Here is a 19,170-nt window from a genome sequence, read left to right on the forward strand (position 1 = left end):
TCAGCTCCTTATCGGGATTACTTTCCCGGCTTCCGCAGAACGATCCTGCGCCTGACGCGCTGCGTCCAGATAGATGTCCAAAGTCTGATCCAGCCTTTCGAAAAGCAGCTTGTCGAAAGCAATGTGCCCGCCGCCGCTCTGGTCGATCTCAAGCGCTGCAATGTAATCGGGGCGATCTTCCGGGCGGATCGCTACCGGCGGGTATCCACCGCGTGCCAACACCAGATTCATCAAAAGGCGCGCTGTACGTCCGTTGCCGTCGTTGAACGGGTGAATGGCGACAAAGCGCCGATGAGCCTCGAAGGCAGTTCGTGGTGTGCTTGGCGCTGCGCTCAACCACCGGCAAAAAACCTCCATCAGCGCTGGAATCTCCACGGGGGCGGGAAAATTGAATACGCCGACATTCGTATTCACGTAACGAGCGCTGTCGGCGTATTGGCCGGCTATCTCCGGCTTGGAATTCGCCACGACCAGATGATGAAGATTGCGGATGTCCGCCTCCATGATCGGATGGTCGTCCTTTGAAGCGATTTCGAGTACCCAACTCAATGCGCGCGCGTGGTCGATTGCCTCGAGGTGATCCTTGAGCGGCTTGCCACTGATCGTGATGCCTTTTTCCAGAACGAGGGCTGTCTCGCCCGCCGTCAGTGTATTTCCCTCGATCGCGTTCGACGTGTACGTTATGTCGATACGCTGGCTGCGTTCCAAGCCTTCCAGGGCGCCGGGCCGAACTCTCCTCTTGAGCGCATCGAGCTGCCGCTTCTTGCCGGATATTTTAGCTGCGGCGGTCATTGCTGGCGCCTCGGTGCTGTGTGGTTTTCAATGACGCAAAGCAGGTTCCTAGACATCCGATATCACCTGTCCATTCGACAGGATGTGAACCTTGTAGCCGGCAAAAATCTTCTGTGCTTCGCCGGCGGCGTAGAGCGCCTGGTAGGCCTCGTGCGGGATCAGCGCGTGGTTTTCGTAGCTCGATACGCCTTGGCGCGCGGCCTCCAGGTCGTCGGTGTTGATGAAGAATTCCTGCGTCGTCTTCTCGCTGGAGAATAGGCCCCTGCGGCCGGGCTTCTCGCCCTTGGAGTAGACCTCCTGGATGGTCCAGGTCAAAAGCCAGGCGTTTTCCGGCTTGCGCACCTTGGCCAGCACTTCCGTCACCGTCGAATTGTTGTCGGTAATGCCCGCCGAATAGAAGGGACCGAGCACCACGCGCCTCAGCTGCTTGGGGTGCAGTGGCTCGAAATCCTTGTCGAGGTTGACCGCGATGGTCGCCGGCGACAGCGTATAGGCCGAATTCTTCTCGGTGAAATCGTCGAAGCGGTGGGCAAGCCCGGGGTTGAGCAAGCCGTCGACCGGCAGCGGAATGTCGACCTTGTCGTTGAGCTTGCCGCTCCGGTCGACAAGCTGGCTGACCATGCTTTCCGAGGAATCCTCCACCGTCACCATGTAGATCAAGGGCAAGTTGGCGCTGCCGTCGAAGGTCGCCCAGTGGACCAGATAATAAGGCCGCGCCGTCTTCGGATTGACCGACACCTTGGCTGTCTGCGCCAGCGTGAACGGACCGAAGGTCTGTTCGCTCTTGACGTCCTCGAGATAGAGCCGCTCGGCCATCGTTTTCTGCAGCGCCTCGGGGAACGCCTTGTGGCGCAGGATGAAGTCGGCCATCTCCTCGCGCAGTTCGCCGGCCAGCGGGATGTTGGCAAGGCGTGCATCAGCCTGCCGGCGGTCGTTCTCCAGTTCGAGCAGGTTCTGGAACACCGGGAAACCGCTTTCGGCGCGCGAAATGCGGAACGTGTCCATGAAGCCCAGGCGATTGCGCCAGCAGGAGAAGGACTTGTCGAGCCGGGCGATGTATTCGGCAACGATCCTGGCGACGATGCCGTGCCGGTAGAGCGGCGAGCGGTCGTCGCGCATGAACACTTCAAGGCCGCTAAGCGCGGCCGTGATTGCCGAGAAATACCGCGCCGCAGCGTCGTTTTCGGGGGTCATGCTGTCAGCCCTGGGATTGTCGCACCGGTGCGCGCGGCAATTATGACTGCACGTAGTTGGCCGAATTGTGCTTCTTCAGCACCTCGTCGAAGCGGCGGGCGAAGGCATCGTCGGCCAGCTTCTTGCGGCGCTGGATGTCGGCGCTGGCCACCATGTTCTTCTCGTGCATCTCCAGCAGGTCACCAATGTGCTTCTGCGAGGCGGCGCCGATGCCGGCCATGGTTTCCTCGGCGGTGTTGTCGACCTGGCTGCCCAGCGTGTTGATCTTGTGGGCGACGTCCTGCTGGGCGGCGGTCTTCAAGGAATCTTCCAAAGCCTTGTACAGCACGATGCGCTGCTCGGTATCGATGGTCAGCTTGTTGATCAGCGTCGACTGCGCGGCGATCTGGTTGTTGAGCGAATCGACAAAGGTCTGGAACATGGAGGTGTAGCGCTCCAGCGTCTGGCTTTCGGCCAGCAGCTCCTGCTCCTTGGCCTGCTTTTCATTGTATTCGGTGGCGAGCTTGGAGCGCTCGCCCTCGAGCTGCGTGCGGTCCTTCTGGCTGGTCGAGGCGGCGATCTTGTTCTCAATGTCGAGCAACATCGGATTGAGCTCCTCGATGCGCTTCTGCACGGCTTCGAGGTTGGTCATGGTGGTCTTGCGGCGTTCGATAACCTGCGACAGGCTGGCCTCGGAGGTCTTGTAGCGCTGGTCGAGAACTTCCTTCTGCGCCTTCAATATGCCGACGATGGTGTCGGACTTGGCCAGCAGTTCCTGCAAATTGCCGGCGAGCGACATGTTGCGCACGCGGTCGGTGCGCATGCGCTGCTTGCGCTGTGCCGAAAAAACGCCGACGAAGTTTTCCCAGCCGGTATAGTTCTTCATGCTCTCGAACTCGGCGCCGAAGACATTGGTGGCGTCCTCGAGCCCGATGATCAGGTCGGCGATGTTGCCTTCCATCACCTTCTGCTGCTTCAGCACATCCTCGATGCGGGCGTTCTCGATGTCGAAATTGGCGTCGCCAATCTTCTTGTCGGCGGTTGCGAGCGTGTCGAGCACGGTGCCGGATTGCTCGATCTTGGTGCGCATATCCTGGACGACCTGCTTGGTCTTGGCAATTTCGGCATCGAAATTCTGCAATGTCGCCATAGGGGCCTCCCGCTTCGGCTTCCGCTCGCTGGTTGCGAACAGCGGCGAATATATGTGGGGTATCAGGGGATTGAAAGACGTGAAGAGAGTGCGCGGCGCGAAAACAAATATTCGGCCGAACCCTTGAATGGTAATGGAGCCGTGGTCATGGCGGGATCAACTGGCCGGCCAAGCCTGGTTCAGCTGATTTTGAACTTTCATGCCGGCAAAGCAATCAGTCGACGCCGAAGCGGATCGTTCTGAAACTCGACAACAACTGGCGCTTTGCAGCCCCGACCCGGCGCGCACAAGTCGCCCCGTCCGACAACGAACGGCTGCTCAGGGCTTGGGATCGGCTTTCAGATAAGCGATGACGTTGGCGATGTCGTCGTCATTGCCCAGGCCGCCAAAGGCCATCCTGTTGCCGGGCACCTTCAGCTTGGGCGATTTGAGGTATTCGGCAAGATTTGCCTCGTCCCACACGAGACCGGCAGCCCCCGCGTTCTTCATGGCATCCGAATAATGGCCGAGGAAGCTTTCGGCGGTCCCCGCCTTGCGGCCGACGACGCCCATCAGATGCGGGCCGACCTTGTCGTGGTCGGTCGCCGCCTCATGACAGGCCATGCACCGATTGAAGACATGTTTGCCCAGGATGGGATCGCCTCCGGCCCGGGCGGCAAGGGAAGTGGCAAGCAAAAGAAGGCTGGCGGACAAGACGGCTCGAAGCATAGCTGACCCCGGAGAGTTCTGGCTGAGCGCGTGAAAATACGGCGCTGACCTTAACAAAGGCACCATAGAATGGCGTGGCTGCAAGAGGTGGCAGCCGGCTACCCGAGGCCGACGTCCAGCGGGCCTTCGTTTCAACCGCTGACAAAGCCGATGAAGTCGTCGGGTGCGGCGCGGCCCATTTCCTCTTCCCAGTGGCGGCGGCAGAGCGAGACATAGACATCCTTGCCGATCGCCACCTGTTCGCCCTGCCGGGCCACCTTGCCGTCGGGACCGAGGCGCACGACCATGGTCGCCTTGCGGCCGCAGCGGCAGATGGTGCGCACTTCGCGCAGATCGTCGGCGATCGCCAGCAGCGCGCGCGAGCCGGGAAACAGCTTGCCCTGGAAATCGGTGCGCAGGCCATAGCACATGACCGGGATGTTGAGCCGGTCGGCGATGCGGGCAAGCTGCCAGACCTGCTCCTCCTCCAGGAACTGCGCCTCATCGACGAAGATGCAATGCACCGCCGTGTGCTGGTGATGCTCGGCCACGCGGGCGAACAGGTCGTCGCCGTCGCGGAACATCTCGGCTTCCGTCTCCAGCCCGATGCGCGACGAGATCAGGCCGGTATCGCCCTTGCGGTAATGGCCGGCGACGAACAGCATCGTCGTCATGCCGCGCTCGCGGTAATTGTACGATGCCTGCAACAGCATGGTCGTCTTGCCGGCGTTCATCGTCGCGTAATGGAAATACAGCTTGGCCATGCCGCCCTTTAAGGTCTGTTCATATTCAGGTGAGGCCGGCCTGCAAAAGGCGGTTCCTCCGCTTCCGGTGCTCGCGTACTCAAAGTACGCTCCGCTCCGGTTCTCGGAGCCCACCATTTTCGGCGCGGCCTGACCTGAATCCAAACAGACCTTAAGCCGACTTGCCGCCGCGCGGGGAGGGGCCGCCGCCGCATTCCCCTGAAAAAGCCGCCGTTGCCGAGGCAGATTGCGCTCAGGCTTGGCACGGAAAGCGTCAGCGGTGTCGCTGATTGGCCAGCCAGCGCCGTTGATCGTGATTGTCTTAGCGCTTGAAACCACTCCAGAATGGTGTTTGGCTGACGAAACAAGGCGGACACAAAAACCGTAACTTCGCCCCGCCAAAGAATCGCAATGGGAGAATACAGATGTCGCGTATGAATTCCTTCGTCGCCGGCCTCGGCTTGGCGGCCTTCCTGTCCACGAGTGCCGCCTTCGCCGGCGATCCGGCGAGCTGCAAGGCGGTTCGCCTCTCCGATGTCGGCTGGACCGACATCCAGGCCACCACCGGGCTGGCCTCGGTGCTGCTCACCGCGCTCGGCTACGAGCCGCAGGTGATCCAGCTCTCGGTTCCGGTGACCTATGCGTCGCTGAAGAACAAGGACCTCGACGTCTTCCTCGGCAACTGGATGCCGTCGATGACCAACGACATCAAGGACTACACGGCCGACGGTTCGGTCGAGACCGTCAGCCAGAACCTGGCCGGCGCCGGTTACGGCATCGTCGTGCCGACCTATGTCGCGGATGCCGGCGTCAAGACGCTAACCGATCTCGGCAAGTTCAAGGACAAGTTCAACGGCAAGATCTACGGCATCGAGGCCGGCAATGACGGTAATCGCATCATCCTCGACATGATCAAGAACCCGAAGGACAATCTCGACGGGTTCGAACTGGTCGAATCCTCGGAGGCCGGCATGCTGACGCAGGCCGAGCAGTCGATGAAGAACAATGAGTGGATCGCCTTCCTCGGCTGGACGCCGCATCCTGTGATGGGCGCCATGAAGATCACCTATCTCGACGGCATGGGCGACAGCGGTTTCGGCGCCGCCACCGTCTCGACCAACGTGCGCAAGGGCTACACGACCGAGTGCCCGAACGTCGGCAAGTTCATCACCAACCTGAAGTTCAATCTGGATATGGAAGGCCAGATGATGGACGCCATCCTGAAGGGCAGCGATGCCAACAAGGTGGCAACCGACTGGCTGAAGAAAAACCCGGATGCGATCAAGCCCTGGATCGCCGGCGTGACCACCTTCGACGGCGGCGACGCGGCGGCGGCGGTCAAGACCGCGCTCGGAGGCTAAGCCGGCTTTGATTTCGGCATGACCTCAAAAACAGGGCAGCCACTGGAAAAGGCTGCCCTTTTTCATATGCTGTGAGAAGATGACCGTCCGGCAAGGACGGCGCAGGCCAAAGAGGGGCAAGATGGATCCGATTTCCAAATTCCTGATCGATTACAAGATTCCCATCGGGCCCTGGGGCAAGGCTTTCTTCGGGTTCCTCACCGACCATTTCGACACTGTGTTCAGGGCGTTCTCGAATGGCCTGAATTTCATCCTCGACGGGCTGGTCAACATCCTGCTGATGGTGCCGCCGGTGCTGCTCGCTTTGGTGATCGCCATCGTCGCCTGGCTGCTGCAGCGCTCACGGCCGCTCGCCATCGGCGTTTTCCTCGGCCTGATCTTCATCATCAACCAGAATCTCTGGAAACAGACGGTGCAGACGCTGGTGCTGGTCGTGGCCGCCGCCGCCATGGCGATGGCCATCGGCGTGCCGCTCGGCATCTGGGCGGCGCACAAGCCGAAGGTCTACCGCGTCATGCTGCCGGTGCTCGACCTGATGCAGACACTGCCGACCTTCGTCTACCTGATCCCGGTGCTGACGCTGTTCGGCCTTGGCAACGCGCCCGGCCTGATCGTCACCATCATTTTCGTCATCCCGACAGCGGTCAGGCTCACTCATCTGGGCGTCGTTTCGGTGCCGAAGTCGATCATCGAGGCCGGCGAGGCCTTCGGCGCCACCAAGAGCCAGCTGTTGTGGAAGGTCGAGCTGCCCTCCGCACTGCCCACCATCATGGCGGGCCTGACGCAGTCGATCATGCTGTCGCTGTCGATGGTGGTGTTCGCGGCCCTGATCGGCGCCGGTGGCCTCGGCACGGAAATCAACCGGGCGCTCGGTTCGCGCCGCATCGACCTTGGCCTTGAGGCCGGTCTCGCCATCGTCGTGCTCGCCATCGTGCTCGACCGGATGACCCGCATTGGCGTTGGAGGCAAGAAATGACCGTCGCCGTCGATTTCAGGAATGTCGATATCGTCTTCGGCGCCGACCAGGCCGGCTCGCTGGCGATGATCGACAAGGGCGCTACCCGGGCCGAGATCCTCGAGAAGACCGGCAATGTGCTCGGCTGCGCCGGCGCCAGCCTCACCGTGCATGAAGGCGAAATCTCGGTGCTGATGGGCCTGTCGGGCTCCGGCAAGTCGACGCTGCTTCGCGCGGTCAACCGGCTCAACGTGGTGTCGCGCGGACAAGTGCTGGTCAAGGACGGCGACCGCACGGTCGACGTCGTCACCTGCGACGAGCCGACCTTGCGGCGGCTGCGACAGAAACAGGTGGCGATGGTGTTCCAGCAGTTCGGCCTCCTGCCATGGCGCACGGTGGAAGAGAATGTCGGCCTCGGTCTCGAACTCGCCGGCGTGCCGGATGCCGAGCGCAAGGAGCGGGTGCATCGCCAGCTCAAGCTGGTCAACCTCGATCAATGGTCGAACAAATACGCCCATGAGCTTTCGGGCGGCATGCAGCAGCGCGTCGGTCTGGCGCGCGCCTTCGCGACCGAGGCGCCTATCCTGTTGATGGACGAGCCGTTCTCGGCTCTCGACCCGCTGATCCGCACCAAGCTGCAGGACGAGCTTCTGCAACTGCAGGCGGAGCTGAAGAAGACCATCATCTTCGTCAGCCACGACCTCGAGGAGGCCCTGAAGATCGGCAGCCACATCACCATCATGGAGGGCGGCCGTATCGTCCAGACGGGCGCGCCGGAAGACATCGTGCTGCGCCCCGCCAACGACTATGTCCGCGACTTCATCGCCAATGTGAACCCGCTCTCGGTGTTGACCGCATGGAACGTGATGCGCGACCGCCGCGATCTCGAACAGGGCACGGACGGCTGGGTGTGGCTCGACCGACGCAAGACGACCCGTTTCAAGATCGACGAGCACGGGCTGGTGGCGGCGGCCGAACGCGACGGCAAGCCGGCGGTGTGGACGTCGTGCACCGGGATAGAGGGCCAGCCCGAAGAAGCAGGTCAGGTGTTCTGGGCCAATCCGGGCACGTCGCTGAAAACCGTGATGCTGGCCATGCACCGCTCGCAGACGGCGCCGGTGGCGTTGTTCGACGACCAGTCCCGCTTCGTCGGCGCCATCGGCATCAGGGATGTGCTGAGCGCGGTGCTGCGGCGGTAGAGGCCCCAAGCGAAGGCTCAAGCCGCCAGCGGCAGCCTCAGCTCCGTCAGCAACCCACCTTGCGGGTGGTTGGACAGGCGCACTTCGCCGCCCGCCGCCCGCGCGATGTTGCGGGCGATGGTCAGCCCAAGCCCGAGCCCGCCGGTCTGGCGGTTGCGGGAGTGTTCGAGGCGCACGAAGGAGCCGAACACGGCGTCGATCTGGGCTTGGGGTATGCCCGGCCCTTCGTCGCGGATGGCGAGCGTGATCGTGCCGTCCGAGCGGCTGAGGCTGAGATGCGCATGCTTGCCGTAGGTGACGGCGTTCTGCACAAGATTGGTAACGCAGCGCTTAAGCGCCACCGGCCGCGCCATGCAGATCAGGCCGCGTGAGCGGGTGTCGTCATTGTCGAAGGAAACGGTCTCGTAGCTGTCGGCGATCGATTCCACGAGCGACCAGAAATCGATCCTCTCGGCCTTCTCTTCCGTGACCTCGAATTTGGCGAAGTCTATCACCGAGCTCGCGATGCCTTCGATGTCGGCGAGATCGTGCGCGAGCGCTTCGCGCGCCGGTGATCTGCGCAACAGTTCCAGACGCAGCCGCATCCTTGTCATCGGCGTGCGCAGGTCGTGCGCAAGGGCCGCCGCGAGGTGCTCGCGGTCCTCGACATATTCGCGCAGTCTCGTCTGCATGGCGTTGATCGCCCTGGCGGCCGCGCGCACCTCACGGCTGCCGCTCTCGGTGACCGGCGGGCTCTTGAGGTCATTGCCGATCCGGTTGACGGCGGTTTCCATCATCCGGTAGGGCGCGGTCAGCCGGCGCAGCGACCAGATCGACATGATCACCACCAGCCCGGCGATCAGCGCATAGAGCGGCAGGCTGTCGATGCTCAGGATCGGGCCGACGGGCGTGATGGGTTCGGTGAAGTTCAGCCACTGGCCGTCGGCGAAGCGCAGCGAGGCCGTCAGCTTGTCGCTCTGGGCGAAATCGGCGGCCAGCACCAGGAGGTCCCGCTCGACCTGGCCGATATCGGGGCCCGGCGCGGCGCCGCCGGCATCGTCGGCTTCGCGCGTCGCCGGATCGCGGCGCACGCGCGCGTCGGTGATGCCGAACTTCGACAGCCGGCCGACAAGAATGTCCTCGAGCTCGGCCAGTTCGTCATCGCCGGCGATCGAGGAGGTGACGGCGGGCGTGTCCGAGACGGTGAGCGCGTATGTTGAGTTGAACAGGCCCGCGGCGGTCGCCTTGCGCTCCTCCGGCGTGGCGCCACTCATCAGCTGCACGAGCGAGAAGGCGCGGTCGTTGAGGCGGTAGAGGTCGACCACGTCATTGGCAGCAGCGCGGTCGCGCGACACGATGTAGAGCGTCGCGACCTGGCTGATCAGCAGGCCGGCAATGACGATCAGCAGCACCCAGACAGGCAAGGTCTGCGGCAGGAAACGTCTCATTCGGAGGTCGTCTCGGGCAGGAACTGGTAGCCGCCGCTGCGCACGGTGAGGATCAGTTTGGGCGTCTTGGGATCATCTTCCATCTTGCGCCGCAACCGGCTGACCAGGATGTCGATACTGCGGTCGAAGGAATAGTCGCTGTCGCCGCCGGACAGTTCGATGAGCTGGTCGCGGGTCAGCACGCGCTGGGCACTCTTGACGAAGGTGTGCAGGAGGTTGAACTCGGCCATGGTCAGTTCGACCCTGACATCGTCGGGCGCGGTCAACCGGCGCCGCGAGCAGTCCATCGTCCAGCCGGCGAAATGGTAAATCTGCTTGCTGGTGGCGCGCTTGGGCTCTGTGGCGCCATTGCGCCGCAGCACGGCGCGGATGCGGGCCAGCAACTCGCGCGGGTCGAAGGGTTTGGGCACATAGTCGTCGGCGCCCATCTCGAGGCCGACGACACGGTCCGTTGTCTCGGTGACGGCGGTCAGCATGATGATAGGCGTCGTATACTGGGCGCGCAGGTCGCGGCACAGTTCCAGCCCGCTCCTGCCGGGCAGCATCACGTCGAGCACGATGAGGTCCACCTGCGAGCGGCGCAGGATGGCTTCCATCTCGTTGCCGTCGGCGGCAACCGAGGTGTGCAGGCCCCGCTTCTGGAAGAACTCCTGAAGCAGGTCGCGGATGCCCTTGTCGTCGTCGACGATCAGTATGTGCGCATCGGATTTCACAGCTGCCCTGTCTGGTTTGCCGGCCAAGCCATTCTTGGCTGGTGAGCCACACGATAGAATTCGGGCCATATGTTGGCCAGTGCCTTGCTTTTCAAGGGAGAATGAATTCCGCCTTCTCCACATGGAAAGCGACGGCCGGCCTGGCCCCGGCCTGGCCAGACACAATCCAGAAACAAAATTCTACAATTGGGAAAAACTCCTGAAAAGGTAGGTCGGCATAAAGGTGCCGTGGCGGTCAGGTCATCGGCTGCGACGCTAGTCTCCGGGTTCACGGATAAACCAATGCCAAGATTGTCGATCAGTTTGTTGGGAGTTTTGCTGGGCCTTGGCCTGCTCACTGCCGCTGTCGGCCAATCGGATGCAAAGGCGCCGCTCACCCGGAGCGAACGGTGCGCCAATCTCAGCCACCAATTTGATGAAGCCCTCGAAACCCATGCCACGGCAACGCAGGTCACCGCGGCAAAGGCACTTCAGAGGAAGGGCAACCGGTACTGTGCCGCCAAGAAACAGGCGCAGGGCATCCGGATGCTCGCCAATGCTCTGAAGCTGCTTGGAGTGACACCGAACGACCCGGTCCAGTGACACTCAAAAAGACCCGCATACAAAAGGAAATGAAGCCATGAACAAGTCCATCCTGTCCGCCCTTGGTCTCTCCGTCGCTCTCGCCTTCTCGATGCCGGTTCTCGGCTATGCAGCCGCCACCACGACCGCTGCCCCGGCTGCCGCCGCCACGACCACCGCTCCGGCTGCTGCCGCGACGACCACCGCTCCGGCCAAGGCTGCTCCGAAGAAGGTCGCCAAGAAGACCGTCTGCAAGGAGACCAAGAAGCACAAGTGCCCGGTCAAGAAGGCCCCCGCGAAGGCGGCCCCCGCGAAGATGGCTCCCGCGACGGCGGCCCCCGCGAAGGCTGCTCCCAAGAAGCCCTGATCAGCTTCGAGGTCAGTTCTAGCAAGGCCGCTCCAGCCGCAAACCGGCTGGGGCGGCCTTCTGCCAAGTGCATGATCGATGAGCTGAACACCGGCGGCTTCCAGCCACGCATCTCGATCGTGCTTAACCCGTTTGCAATGCCGGCCCTGTAGGACAATCCGCATGAAGAAGCGGCCTTCGTCCATTTTTCGCTCCATGGTGATCGGCGGCCTGGTTGCCACCGGCGCCGCCAGGGTGCTGATTCTGCTCACCGCCAGCCCCGTGCCGGATCCGGCAAGCGGGCGCACCGAGCCCTCGCTGTTCGCGCCGGCGATTTCCAGCAATTGGGATTACATCACGCCCGTGCAGGCCTGGCTCTTGATCGTGCTCGCCGGCGCGACACTGATCTGCGTTGCCGGATGGCCGATCGCGGCATGGCTGGAACGCCGGGCGGATGCCGATGCAAGTCGCCGCATCTTCGGCCGTCAGGGCCGTTGAACCGCGAAAGACCATTTCCCACATGATCGTGAAGGACCGGGCGTGCCCGCCGACGGTCCGCAAATGGACGATCGCTGCCGCCCGTGGCAAAATGCGGACTTAAGCTCGATCGCGAAACAGTCGGTTCGAATGCCTGAAATCGCCACAAAACCGCGCGTAAAGGTCAAGCCGCAGACAGAGCGGCCGAAGCTCTACAAGGTCATCCTCGTCAACGACGATTTCACGCCGCGCGAATTCGTGGTGACGGTGCTGAAGGGCGAGTTCAAGCTCAGTGAGGACCAGGCGCACCGGGTCATGATCACCGCGCACCGGCACGGCGTCTGCGTGGTCGCGGTCTTCACCAGGGATGTCGCCGAGACCAAGGCGACGAGAGCCACCGACGCCGGCAAGGCGAAGGGTTATCCGCTGCTGTTCACGACGGAACCGGAGGAGTAGGGGAGGGCGCTTTTTCCTTCTCCCCTTGTGGGAGAAGGTGGATCGGCGCGCAGCGCCGAGACGGTTGAGGGGTGGGTGCCGGTGTGTCGTCGGCGCCAAGCTGGAGCACCCCTCATCCGACCTCGCTTCGCGAGGCCACCTTCTCCCACAAGGGGAGAAGGGAAGAGCGCTCCGCTACCTTCCCTCGCGGTACCACATCGAGCCCATCGCCAGAAGCAGCAGGCCGAGGCCAAGGAAGCCGCCGAACAGCGGTACGCGCGACACGGCCTTCAACACGCTGTCGTCGGTGGTGCGCAGGCCGATCCAGTCGCTGCCCGACGCTTCGCCGGCCGAACGCACCGGCACGATGGATGGCAGCGTCACGTCGCTGCCCGTGGACGAGGCCAGCCGGCGCACACTGCCGCCGGTGGCGTCCGCCGGCGCCTTCAGCCGCTCCTGCGTGGAGACGACGTCGGCGAATTCGGGTGCGTTGACCGGGCCGACATGGGCGAGCGCGGTGAGATCGCCATTGGCGACCTGGAAGAGGCCGATCTCGCTGGTCTGAACGCTGCCGAGAAAGACGCCGGGTTCGGATTTGTCGAGCTTGACGGTGAGCGTCTTGCCGGAGGGGGTGATGATCTGCGCGGGGCCGGGATCGTCGGCCATGGTCTGGCGGCGGATCTCCAGCACCATGCCGCGTCCCTCGGCGGTCAGGCGTTCTTCCTCGAGCTCCGGCTCCTTCATCAGCCAGTGGGCGATGCGCCGGTAGAGCTGGACATGCGGGCCGCCGCCCTCGAAGCCGCGCGCCCACAGCCAGCCCTGGTCGGACAGAAGCATGCCGACGCGGCCTTCGCCCTTGCGGTCGAGCAGCAGCAGCGGCCGGTTGTCGGCGCCCTTCATCACCACTTCGCCTTGCGGGTTCTGCACGCCGATGGTGCGGAACCAGCGGCTCCAGTGCGGCGGCTCGGTGGCCGACCCGTCGAGGCCGCGCGTGACCGGATGACGTTGGCCGAGTTCGGTGAGGCGGGGATAAAAGGCCTTGTCGACGACCTCGCCGGTCGGCATCGCCGGCAGGGCCGACATCAGCGGCGTGCGGGCGATCGACGACTCGCCGGCATATTCGGGACCAGCGGCGATCAGCAGCGCGCCGCCCTTTTCGACATATTCGGAGATGTAGTCGTAATAGAGGATCGGCAGCACGTCGCGGTGCTGGTAGCGGTCGAAGATGATGAGGTCGAAATCCTTGATCTTCTCGACGAACAGTTCGCGGGTCGGGAAGGCGATCAGCGACAATTCATTGATCGGCGTGCCGTCCTGCTTCTCCGGCGGCCGCAGGATGGTGAAATGGACGAGATCGACCGAGGCGTCGGATTTCAGCAGGTTGCGCCAGGTGCGCTCGCCCGCATGCGGTTCGCCCGAAACCAGCAGCACGCGCAGGTTCTCGCGGATGCCGTCGACCAGCGCGATGGCGCGGTTGTTGGTATCGGTCAGTTCGCCCGGCTCGCGGTCGATGGCCAGTTCGATGATGTTGCGGCCGGCACCCGGGATGGTCACCTGCAGCGGCATGGCCTGGCCGACGGTGGCATGCTCGACCGAAACCTGCTCGCCATTGACCGAGACCCGGACGTCGACCGGTCCGGTCTCGTTTTCGGTCGAGATGACACGATAACTCATGTCGAGCGGCTTGCCGACAAGGCCGAAACGCGGCGCGTTCTCGAAGCGGATGCGGCGATCTTTTTCATGATCGTTGCCGGTGATCAAGGCGTGCAGCGGGGCGTTGAAATCGGGCGTGCCCGACGGCGTGTCATGCACCTCGCCATCGGTGATCATGATGGCGCCGCCGATGCGCGAGGGCGGCACGTCGCGGAAGGCGCCTTCCAGCGCGCCGAACAGCCGTGTTTCGGTGCGCTCCTCGGCGGCGTCGGACTTGCCGGCCTCGACGACGCGGACGTCGAACTGCTTGAAGCTGCCAAGACGCTGCTGCAACCCGGCCATTGCCTCGTCGGTCTGTTTGGTGCGGTCGCCAATATCCTGGCTCTGGCTGCGGTCGACGATCAGCGCGACGACGCTTTTCAGCGGCTCGCGTTCCTCATTGAGGAACACCGGATTGAAGAGGGCGGCGGCGAGCGCCAACAGGGCGACGAAGCGCAGGACCGCGCCGCGCTGGCGGAACCACAGGCCGACGAGCGCCAGCAGCGCCAACGGCACCAGCACCAGGGCCAAAAGCGGCCAGGATAGAAGCGGTTCGAAGGAGATCGACCAGTTCATGCCCTATCCTCCCGCGTCGGGGGAGGATCGATCATCGTGAGGGGCGCAAGAAAACGCATCATCCTACTGCCCCAGACGTTCGAGCAGGATGGGAACATGCACCTGGTCGGATTTGTAATTGCCGGTCAGCATGTACATCATGATGTTGACGCCGGCGCGCAGCGCGTAGACCCGCTGCATCGGGTCGGCGGGCACGGTCGGCAAGAGCGGGTCGCCATTCTCGTCGACTGCCCAGGCGCCGGCGAAATCATTGGCGGTGATCATGATCGGCGACACGCCGTCGCCGGTGCGTACCGGCCGGTTGTCGGCATTGCTGGCATCGAGCGATGCCTCGACCCAGAGCGGGCTGCCGGCGAAGCGGCCTGGAAATTCGGGCAGGATGAAGAAGGACTTGGTCAGCACATGGTCCGACGGCACCGGCTCCAGCGGCGGCACGTTGAGGTTGCCGAGAATGTCGCGCAGCCGCTCGGTCGCCGGGCTGGTGGAATCGGCGCCGATGCCGTTGGCGAACTGGTCGCGCGTGTCGAACAGCACCGTGCCGCCTTGCTGCATATAGGCGTCGATGCGGGCGATGGCCGCCTGGCTCGGCATCGGTGCCGCCGGGTCGATCGGCCAGTAGATCAGGGGATAGAAGGACAGCTCGTCCTTCGAAATGTCGACGCCGGCCGGCGCCCCTGGTTCGAGCGCCGTCTTCTCGATCAGGAAGCGGGTCAGGCCCTCGAGCCCGGCGCGGCTGATCGAATCGACACCCGGCACGCCGGTCAGCACATAGGCGATGCGGGTTTTCGAAATTGCCTCGATAGCGCCCTGGTCACCCGGCTTGGCGTCGTCGGCACGGGCAAGGTCGGCGTGGCCGAACAGCGCGCCAAGCGCGATCAGCACGGCGGCGGCGGTTGCCGCGGCACCGGCGCGGCGCGGCCGGCGCGAAAACAGGCCGCCCATCCACAACACCGCCAGCGTGTCGAGCAGCATCAGCAACAGAGCCGCGGCGACCAACGCGCCCTTCAGGTTGCGCGATTCGTCAAAGGCATACTGGATGGTGGTGACCGGCACCGTCAGTTGCGGGCGCGCCAGCGGCTCGAACGTGCTTGCGACATCGAGCAGATTGTGGGCGAAGACGCCGGTCTCCGAACCATATAGGCCTGGCGGGTTCTCGAAGGTGACCGGCAGCGTGCCCGCGCCCGGCACAAGCGGCCGTGCATCGGGTGTCGGCGGCACCAGCGAGCCGTCGGCCGCGATCATGCGATAGGGTGCCAGCGACGTGGCGGCGGCTTCGGCATTGGCGACCGCCGCACCCTGGTTGCGCGACAGCTGCACGATGCGGCGCAGCATCTCGACGAAACTGCCCGAGATCGGCAGGTTCGACCATGTCGCCTCGGGCGTGACGTGGAACAGCACCAGCGTGCCCTTGCCCTTCTTCAGCCCGGTGACCAGCGGCGTGCCGTCGGCAAGGGCGGCCCAGGTGCGCTCGACGATGTCGGGTGTCGGTTCGGCCAGCACCTGCCTGGTCACCGTGACCTCGGTCGGCGGCGCCAGGTCGGCGAACGGGCCGGCCTTGGGAAATTCGGTGACCGGCTGCGGCGAGGTCCATGACAGCGCGCCGCCGAGCGAACGTTCGCCGGTGCGCAGGCGGACCGGCAGCAAATCGTCATCATTGCCGGCGGCGGCCAGCCGCGAGCCTGCGAAGCGCACCAGCGTGCCGCCATTGTCGACCCAGTCGACCAGCCTTTGCCGAACCTGGGCGGGAATGGTGCCGATATCGGCCATGACGATCATCGCCGGCTTCTGGTCGAGGATCTGCGGGATGGCGTCGGCGAGATCGGCGCTGGAGGGCTCGACCAGATCGGCGAAGGGCTGCAGCGCGCGCCTGATGTAGTAGAGCGGCGACAGAAGCGGCTGCGCCTGGTCGGCCTCGGCTTGCGACAACAGCCCGACGCGGCGGCGCTTGGAGCTTTCGTCGAGCACGCGCACGGCACCCGCATGCCGCTCGCCATCGAGCGCGATCGAGGCGAAGTCGTTGCGCAATTCGAACGGCACCGCCATGGTGCCGGTGGCCGCGGCCTCGCCCGGCGCGAAGGTCAGGGTCGCATCGGCGATGCGGCGGCCCTTGTCGTCGAAGGCGCCGGCGGTGACCTGAGCCGGGGCGGGATCGCCGGGCGCGCGGACGGCGGTCAGGGCAAAGCCATCGACCTGGTTTTCGGCAGACGTCAGGCCGGTCAGGGAAAGCCGGTCGGCCACCGCCCAGACGACGCGGGCGGCATTTTTCGACAACAGCGTGTTGAAGGCGGCCTCGTCGCCCTTTGCCGCCAGGCCATCGGCGAGCACGGCGACGCTGGCGCCGGGCAAGCCCCCCAGCACGCCGGCGACGCGGGCATAGACGGCGGGCCGGTCGGTCGGGATCGGCCGCGGCTTGGCGGCGCGCAAGCGGTCGAGTGCGGCGGCGGCATCGAAGGGGCCGATCTCCGCATTGGGCTTTTCGGCGGTGAAGGCGATAACGACCGGCACGCCGTTCGAGCCGGCGTCGTTGATCAGCCGTTCGGCGGTGGCGACGCGCTTGTTCCAGTCGGCGGCGCTGGCCCAGTCATTGTCGATGACCAGGGCAAGCGCGGCACCCTCGGCCGGCAGCTTTTCGCGCGGATTGAAGACCGGTTCGGCCAATGCCGCGACGACGAGGGCCGCCATCAGCAGCCTGAGCAGCGTCAGCCACCAGGGGCTGCGCTGCGGGGTTTCCTCACGCCTCAGCACACGGGCCAGGATCTTCAGCGGCGGAAAGACCTCGGTCTGCGGCTTAGGCGGGGTGAGCCGCAGCAGCCACCAGATCACCGGCAGCGCCAACAGGCCCCACAGCACCATGGGGGCGCCGAAGGAGAGCGGCAGCCAGCTCATGCGACAGCCTTCCCAGGCTTACCGCCATCGGCGGAAATGCCAGGCTTACCGCCATCGGCGGAAATGCCGGGCTTACCGCCATCGGCGGTCATCGCCATGTGCAGGCGCACCAGCGCGTCGGACGCCAGCCGGTCGGTGTGGTTGACGGTAAAGCTCCAGCCGAGCCGCTTGCACCAACTGGCCAGTTCCTGGCGGCGGGCGGTGTAGAGCAGGCGGTATTCGTCGGCCAGCATTTCGGCGCGTCCCGCGGTCAGCTTGTCGCCGGTCTCGGGATCGGTGAACTCGGTGCGGCCGGCATAAGGGAAGGTTTCCTCGGCCGGGTCGGCGACCTCGATCAGATGCGCGCGCACGCCGTGGCGGGCGAGCACGTCCAGCCAGGCCATGGTCTCTTCGACCGGATCGAGGAAATCGCTGGCGATGACGATGTCGCAGAAGCGCCTGATGTCGGAGAGATCGGGTTTTGCCGGCAGCTCGCCGGCATGCATGAGCTGGGCGGCGATGCGTTCGGCGCCGTTGCGGGCGGTGAACGGATCGGTCAGATCTGGCCAGGCGATGCGCTCGCCGCTGCGCGACAGAAGCTCGGCCATGGCCAGCGTCAGCACCAGCGCGCGCGATTGCTTGGAAACGCCGGCGCCGGTCGACTTGTAGAGCATGGACGGCGAGGGATCGGCCCACAGCCAGACCGTGTGGGCGGCTTCCCATTCACGGTCGCGCACATAGGTGTGGTCGTCGCGGGCCGAGCGGCGCCAGTCGATGCGCGAGGAATCGCCTTCGACGTAGGGCCGGAACTGCCAGAAATTCTCGCCGATGCCGCGCTTGCGGCGGCCATGCCAGCCGGCGATCACGGTGTTGACGATGCGGCGCGCCTCGACCAGCAGGTCAGGCACGAGCGAAGCCCGCAACCGGCCGCGGGCGAGCGCGTCGCGCGTCGCTGCCGGAGCCTGGACCTCGCCGATACGCGCCATCAAATACCTTTCACGAGTTTCGCCACCACATCGCGTACGCTGGTGCCTTCGGCACGGGCGGCGAAGGTCAGCGCCATGCGGTGCTGCAGCACCGGCTCGGCCAGCGCCCTGACATCGTCGACCGAGGGTGCCAGCCGTCCGTCATAGAGCGCGCGGGCCCTGGTGCACAGCATCAGCGCCTGGCTGGCGCGCGGGCCTGGGCCCCAGGCGACATGCTTGTCGGTGTCGGCATTGCCTTGGCCCGGACGCGCCGAGCGCACCAGGGTGAGGATCGCCTCGACCACGCTTTCGGGCACCGGCATGCGGCGGATCAGTGTCTGGATCTCCTTCAGCCGTGCCGGCTGCAGCACGTTGGTGGCCTTGGCGTCCTCGACGCCGGTGGTTTCCAGAAGGATGCGGCGCTCGGCCTCGATTTCTGGATAGAGGATGTCGACCTGCATCAGGAAGCGATCGAGCTGGGCTTCGGGCAACGGGTAGGTGCCTTCCTGCTCCAGCGGGTTCTGCGTCGCCAGCACATGGAAGGGCGAGGGCAGATCGTAGCGCGCGCCGGCGATGGTGACGTGATATTCCTGCATCGCCTGCAGCAGCGCCGATTGCGTGCGCGGCGAGGCGCGGTTGATCTCGTCGGCCATCAGCAGCTGGGCGAAAATCGGGCCGGAGATGAAGCGGAACGAGCGCTTGCCGGTCTCATCCTGCTCCATGACCTCGGAACCGAGGATGTCGGACGGCATCAGGTCGGGCGTGAACTGGATGCGGCGTGAATCGAGCCCGAGCACGATGCCCAGCGTCTCGACCAGCTTGGTCTTGGCCAGGCCTGGCACGCCGACCAGCAGCGCGTGGCCGCCGGCAAGCAGCGCCACCAGGGTGCGCTCGACGACGTGCTCCTGGCCGAAGATCACCCGGCCAACCCCGTCGCGGATCCTGGAGATGTCTGCAAGCGCCTTCTCGGCCTCGGCGACCATGTCCGTTTCGCTAATCGGGCTTTCCTTGACCATCACGCTCATGCCGCATCGATCCCTTTGGTTGGAAATG

General features: G+C 64.5%; 18 protein-coding genes. 7 read left to right on the forward strand and 11 right to left on the reverse strand.

What is annotated here, in order from left to right:
- The 5 genes from EN850_RS08145 to EN850_RS08165 form a co-directional block, all read right to left on the reverse strand.
- A complete protein-coding gene (locus tag EN850_RS08145) occupies nt 1–792 on the reverse strand; it encodes a Fic family protein (RefSeq protein ID WP_135867503.1) in 792 nt (263 codons plus the stop codon).
- A gap of 48 nt (nt 793–840) precedes the next feature.
- The gene (locus tag EN850_RS08150; RefSeq protein WP_136090968.1) at nt 841–1,986 is read right to left on the reverse strand and encodes a hypothetical protein; all 1,146 of its coding nucleotides are present in this window, start codon (nt 1,984–1,986) and stop codon (nt 841–843) included.
- A 40-nt stretch (nt 1,987–2,026) separates the two neighbouring features.
- Nucleotides 2,027–3,115 (reverse strand): hypothetical protein, encoded by a 1,089-nt coding sequence (locus EN850_RS08155; RefSeq protein ID WP_027143401.1) that lies wholly within the window; start codon nt 3,113–3,115, stop codon nt 2,027–2,029.
- 318 nt (nt 3,116–3,433) lie between these two features.
- Nucleotides 3,434–3,823, reverse strand: a complete 390-nt coding sequence (locus EN850_RS08160) for a cytochrome c family protein (protein WP_127869783.1) — start codon at nt 3,821–3,823, stop codon at nt 3,434–3,436.
- Between the two features lie 131 nt (nt 3,824–3,954).
- Nucleotides 3,955–4,566: a thymidine kinase gene (locus EN850_RS08165; RefSeq protein WP_127278094.1), complete on the reverse strand. Its 612-nt coding sequence runs from the start codon at nt 4,564–4,566 to the stop codon at nt 3,955–3,957.
- A gap of 404 nt (nt 4,567–4,970) precedes the next feature.
- Here EN850_RS08165 and EN850_RS08170 point away from each other — a divergent pair, with 404 nt between their 5' ends.
- The 3 genes from EN850_RS08170 (at nt 4,971) to choV (ending at nt 8,060) form a co-directional block, all read left to right on the forward strand.
- Nucleotides 4,971–5,906, forward strand: a complete 936-nt coding sequence (locus EN850_RS08170) for a choline ABC transporter substrate-binding protein (RefSeq protein ID WP_135881226.1) — start codon at nt 4,971–4,973, stop codon at nt 5,904–5,906.
- Nucleotides 5,907–6,027: 121 nt separating this feature from the next.
- On the forward strand, nt 6,028–6,882 hold the full coding sequence (gene choW / locus EN850_RS08175; protein WP_135881225.1) for a choline ABC transporter permease subunit: 855 nt from the start codon (nt 6,028–6,030) through the stop codon (nt 6,880–6,882).
- On the forward strand, nt 6,879–8,060 hold the full coding sequence (gene choV / locus EN850_RS08180; RefSeq protein WP_127869780.1) for a choline ABC transporter ATP-binding protein: 1,182 nt from the start codon (nt 6,879–6,881) through the stop codon (nt 8,058–8,060). Before choW ends, choV begins: the two co-directional genes overlap by 4 nt.
- Nucleotides 8,061–8,077: 17 nt before the next feature.
- On the opposite strand, the gene EN850_RS08185 is transcribed toward choV, so the two are convergent.
- The gene (locus EN850_RS08185; RefSeq protein WP_135929218.1) at nt 8,078–9,487 is read right to left on the reverse strand and encodes an ATP-binding protein; all 1,410 of its coding nucleotides are present in this window, start codon (nt 9,485–9,487) and stop codon (nt 8,078–8,080) included.
- Nucleotides 9,484–10,200, reverse strand: a complete 717-nt coding sequence (locus EN850_RS08190; protein WP_127278089.1) for a response regulator transcription factor — start codon at nt 10,198–10,200, stop codon at nt 9,484–9,486. Before EN850_RS08190 ends, EN850_RS08185 begins: the two co-directional genes overlap by 4 nt.
- A gap of 282 nt (nt 10,201–10,482) precedes the next feature.
- On the opposite strand from EN850_RS08190, the gene EN850_RS08195 reads away from it, so the two are divergent.
- From EN850_RS08195 to clpS, 4 genes are all read left to right on the forward strand, one after another.
- Nucleotides 10,483–10,782 (forward strand): hypothetical protein, encoded by a 300-nt coding sequence (locus EN850_RS08195; protein WP_127278088.1) that lies wholly within the window; start codon nt 10,483–10,485, stop codon nt 10,780–10,782.
- Between the two features lie 37 nt (nt 10,783–10,819).
- Nucleotides 10,820–11,128: a hypothetical protein gene (locus EN850_RS08200; RefSeq protein WP_127869778.1), complete on the forward strand. Its 309-nt coding sequence runs from the start codon at nt 10,820–10,822 to the stop codon at nt 11,126–11,128.
- A 162-nt stretch (nt 11,129–11,290) separates the two neighbouring features.
- A complete protein-coding gene (locus EN850_RS08205; protein ID WP_127278086.1) occupies nt 11,291–11,605 on the forward strand; it encodes a hypothetical protein in 315 nt (104 codons plus the stop codon).
- 129 nt (nt 11,606–11,734) lie between these two features.
- Nucleotides 11,735–12,040, forward strand: a complete 306-nt coding sequence (gene clpS / locus EN850_RS08210; protein ID WP_127278085.1) for an ATP-dependent Clp protease adapter ClpS — start codon at nt 11,735–11,737, stop codon at nt 12,038–12,040.
- A gap of 174 nt (nt 12,041–12,214) precedes the next feature.
- On the opposite strand, the gene EN850_RS08215 is transcribed toward clpS, so the two are convergent.
- The 4 genes from EN850_RS08215 to EN850_RS08230 form a co-directional block, all read right to left on the reverse strand.
- Nucleotides 12,215–14,287, reverse strand: coding sequence for a hypothetical protein (locus EN850_RS08215; protein ID WP_136090969.1), 2,073 nt, complete (start codon nt 14,285–14,287; stop codon nt 12,215–12,217).
- Nucleotides 14,288–14,350: 63 nt separating this feature from the next.
- The gene (locus tag EN850_RS08220; protein WP_136090970.1) at nt 14,351–17,173 is read right to left on the reverse strand and encodes a DUF4159 domain-containing protein; all 2,823 of its coding nucleotides are present in this window, start codon (nt 17,171–17,173) and stop codon (nt 14,351–14,353) included.
- A complete protein-coding gene (locus tag EN850_RS08225; RefSeq protein WP_135881221.1) occupies nt 17,170–18,138 on the reverse strand; it encodes a DUF58 domain-containing protein in 969 nt (322 codons plus the stop codon). The genes EN850_RS08220 and EN850_RS08225 overlap by 4 nt, the downstream gene beginning before the upstream one ends.
- The gene (locus tag EN850_RS08230) at nt 18,138–19,142 is read right to left on the reverse strand and encodes a MoxR family ATPase (RefSeq protein WP_127280906.1); all 1,005 of its coding nucleotides are present in this window, start codon (nt 19,140–19,142) and stop codon (nt 18,138–18,140) included. The genes EN850_RS08225 and EN850_RS08230 overlap by 1 nt, the downstream gene beginning before the upstream one ends.
- Nucleotides 19,143–19,170: the final 28 nt, after the last annotated feature.

The organism is Mesorhizobium sp. M8A.F.Ca.ET.207.01.1.1, from assembly GCF_004794715.1.
GTDB lineage: Bacteria > Pseudomonadota > Alphaproteobacteria > Rhizobiales > Rhizobiaceae > Mesorhizobium.

Excerpts from the sequence above, each read along its gene's own strand:
- EN850_RS08145 (WP_135867503.1), bottom strand. The coding sequence starts at position 792 with ATGACCGCCGCAGCTAAAATATCCGGCAAGAAGCGGCAGCTCGATGCG.
- EN850_RS08215 (WP_136090969.1), bottom strand. The coding sequence starts at position 14,287 with ATGAACTGGTCGATCTCCTTCGAACCGCTTCTATCCTGGCCGCTTTTG.
- EN850_RS08155 (WP_027143401.1), bottom strand. The coding sequence starts at position 3,115 with ATGGCGACATTGCAGAATTTCGATGCCGAAATTGCCAAGACCAAGCAG.
- EN850_RS08165 (WP_127278094.1), bottom strand. The coding sequence starts at position 4,566 with ATGGCCAAGCTGTATTTCCATTACGCGACGATGAACGCCGGCAAGACG.
- EN850_RS08205 (WP_127278086.1), top strand. The coding sequence starts at position 11,291 with ATGAAGAAGCGGCCTTCGTCCATTTTTCGCTCCATGGTGATCGGCGGC.
- clpS (WP_127278085.1), top strand. The coding sequence starts at position 11,735 with ATGCCTGAAATCGCCACAAAACCGCGCGTAAAGGTCAAGCCGCAGACA.
- EN850_RS08150 (WP_136090968.1), bottom strand. The coding sequence starts at position 1,986 with ATGACCCCCGAAAACGACGCTGCGGCGCGGTATTTCTCGGCAATCACG.
- EN850_RS08220 (WP_136090970.1), bottom strand. The coding sequence starts at position 17,173 with ATGAGCTGGCTGCCGCTCTCCTTCGGCGCCCCCATGGTGCTGTGGGGC.
- EN850_RS08200 (WP_127869778.1), top strand. The coding sequence starts at position 10,820 with ATGAACAAGTCCATCCTGTCCGCCCTTGGTCTCTCCGTCGCTCTCGCC.
- choV (WP_127869780.1), top strand. The coding sequence starts at position 6,879 with ATGACCGTCGCCGTCGATTTCAGGAATGTCGATATCGTCTTCGGCGCC.
- EN850_RS08160 (WP_127869783.1), bottom strand. The coding sequence starts at position 3,823 with ATGCTTCGAGCCGTCTTGTCCGCCAGCCTTCTTTTGCTTGCCACTTCC.
- EN850_RS08170 (WP_135881226.1), top strand. The coding sequence starts at position 4,971 with ATGTCGCGTATGAATTCCTTCGTCGCCGGCCTCGGCTTGGCGGCCTTC.
- EN850_RS08195 (WP_127278088.1), top strand. The coding sequence starts at position 10,483 with ATGCCAAGATTGTCGATCAGTTTGTTGGGAGTTTTGCTGGGCCTTGGC.
- EN850_RS08230 (WP_127280906.1), bottom strand. The coding sequence starts at position 19,142 with ATGAGCGTGATGGTCAAGGAAAGCCCGATTAGCGAAACGGACATGGTC.
- EN850_RS08185 (WP_135929218.1), bottom strand. The coding sequence starts at position 9,487 with ATGAGACGTTTCCTGCCGCAGACCTTGCCTGTCTGGGTGCTGCTGATC.
- EN850_RS08225 (WP_135881221.1), bottom strand. The coding sequence starts at position 18,138 with ATGGCGCGTATCGGCGAGGTCCAGGCTCCGGCAGCGACGCGCGACGCG.
- choW (WP_135881225.1), top strand. The coding sequence starts at position 6,028 with ATGGATCCGATTTCCAAATTCCTGATCGATTACAAGATTCCCATCGGG.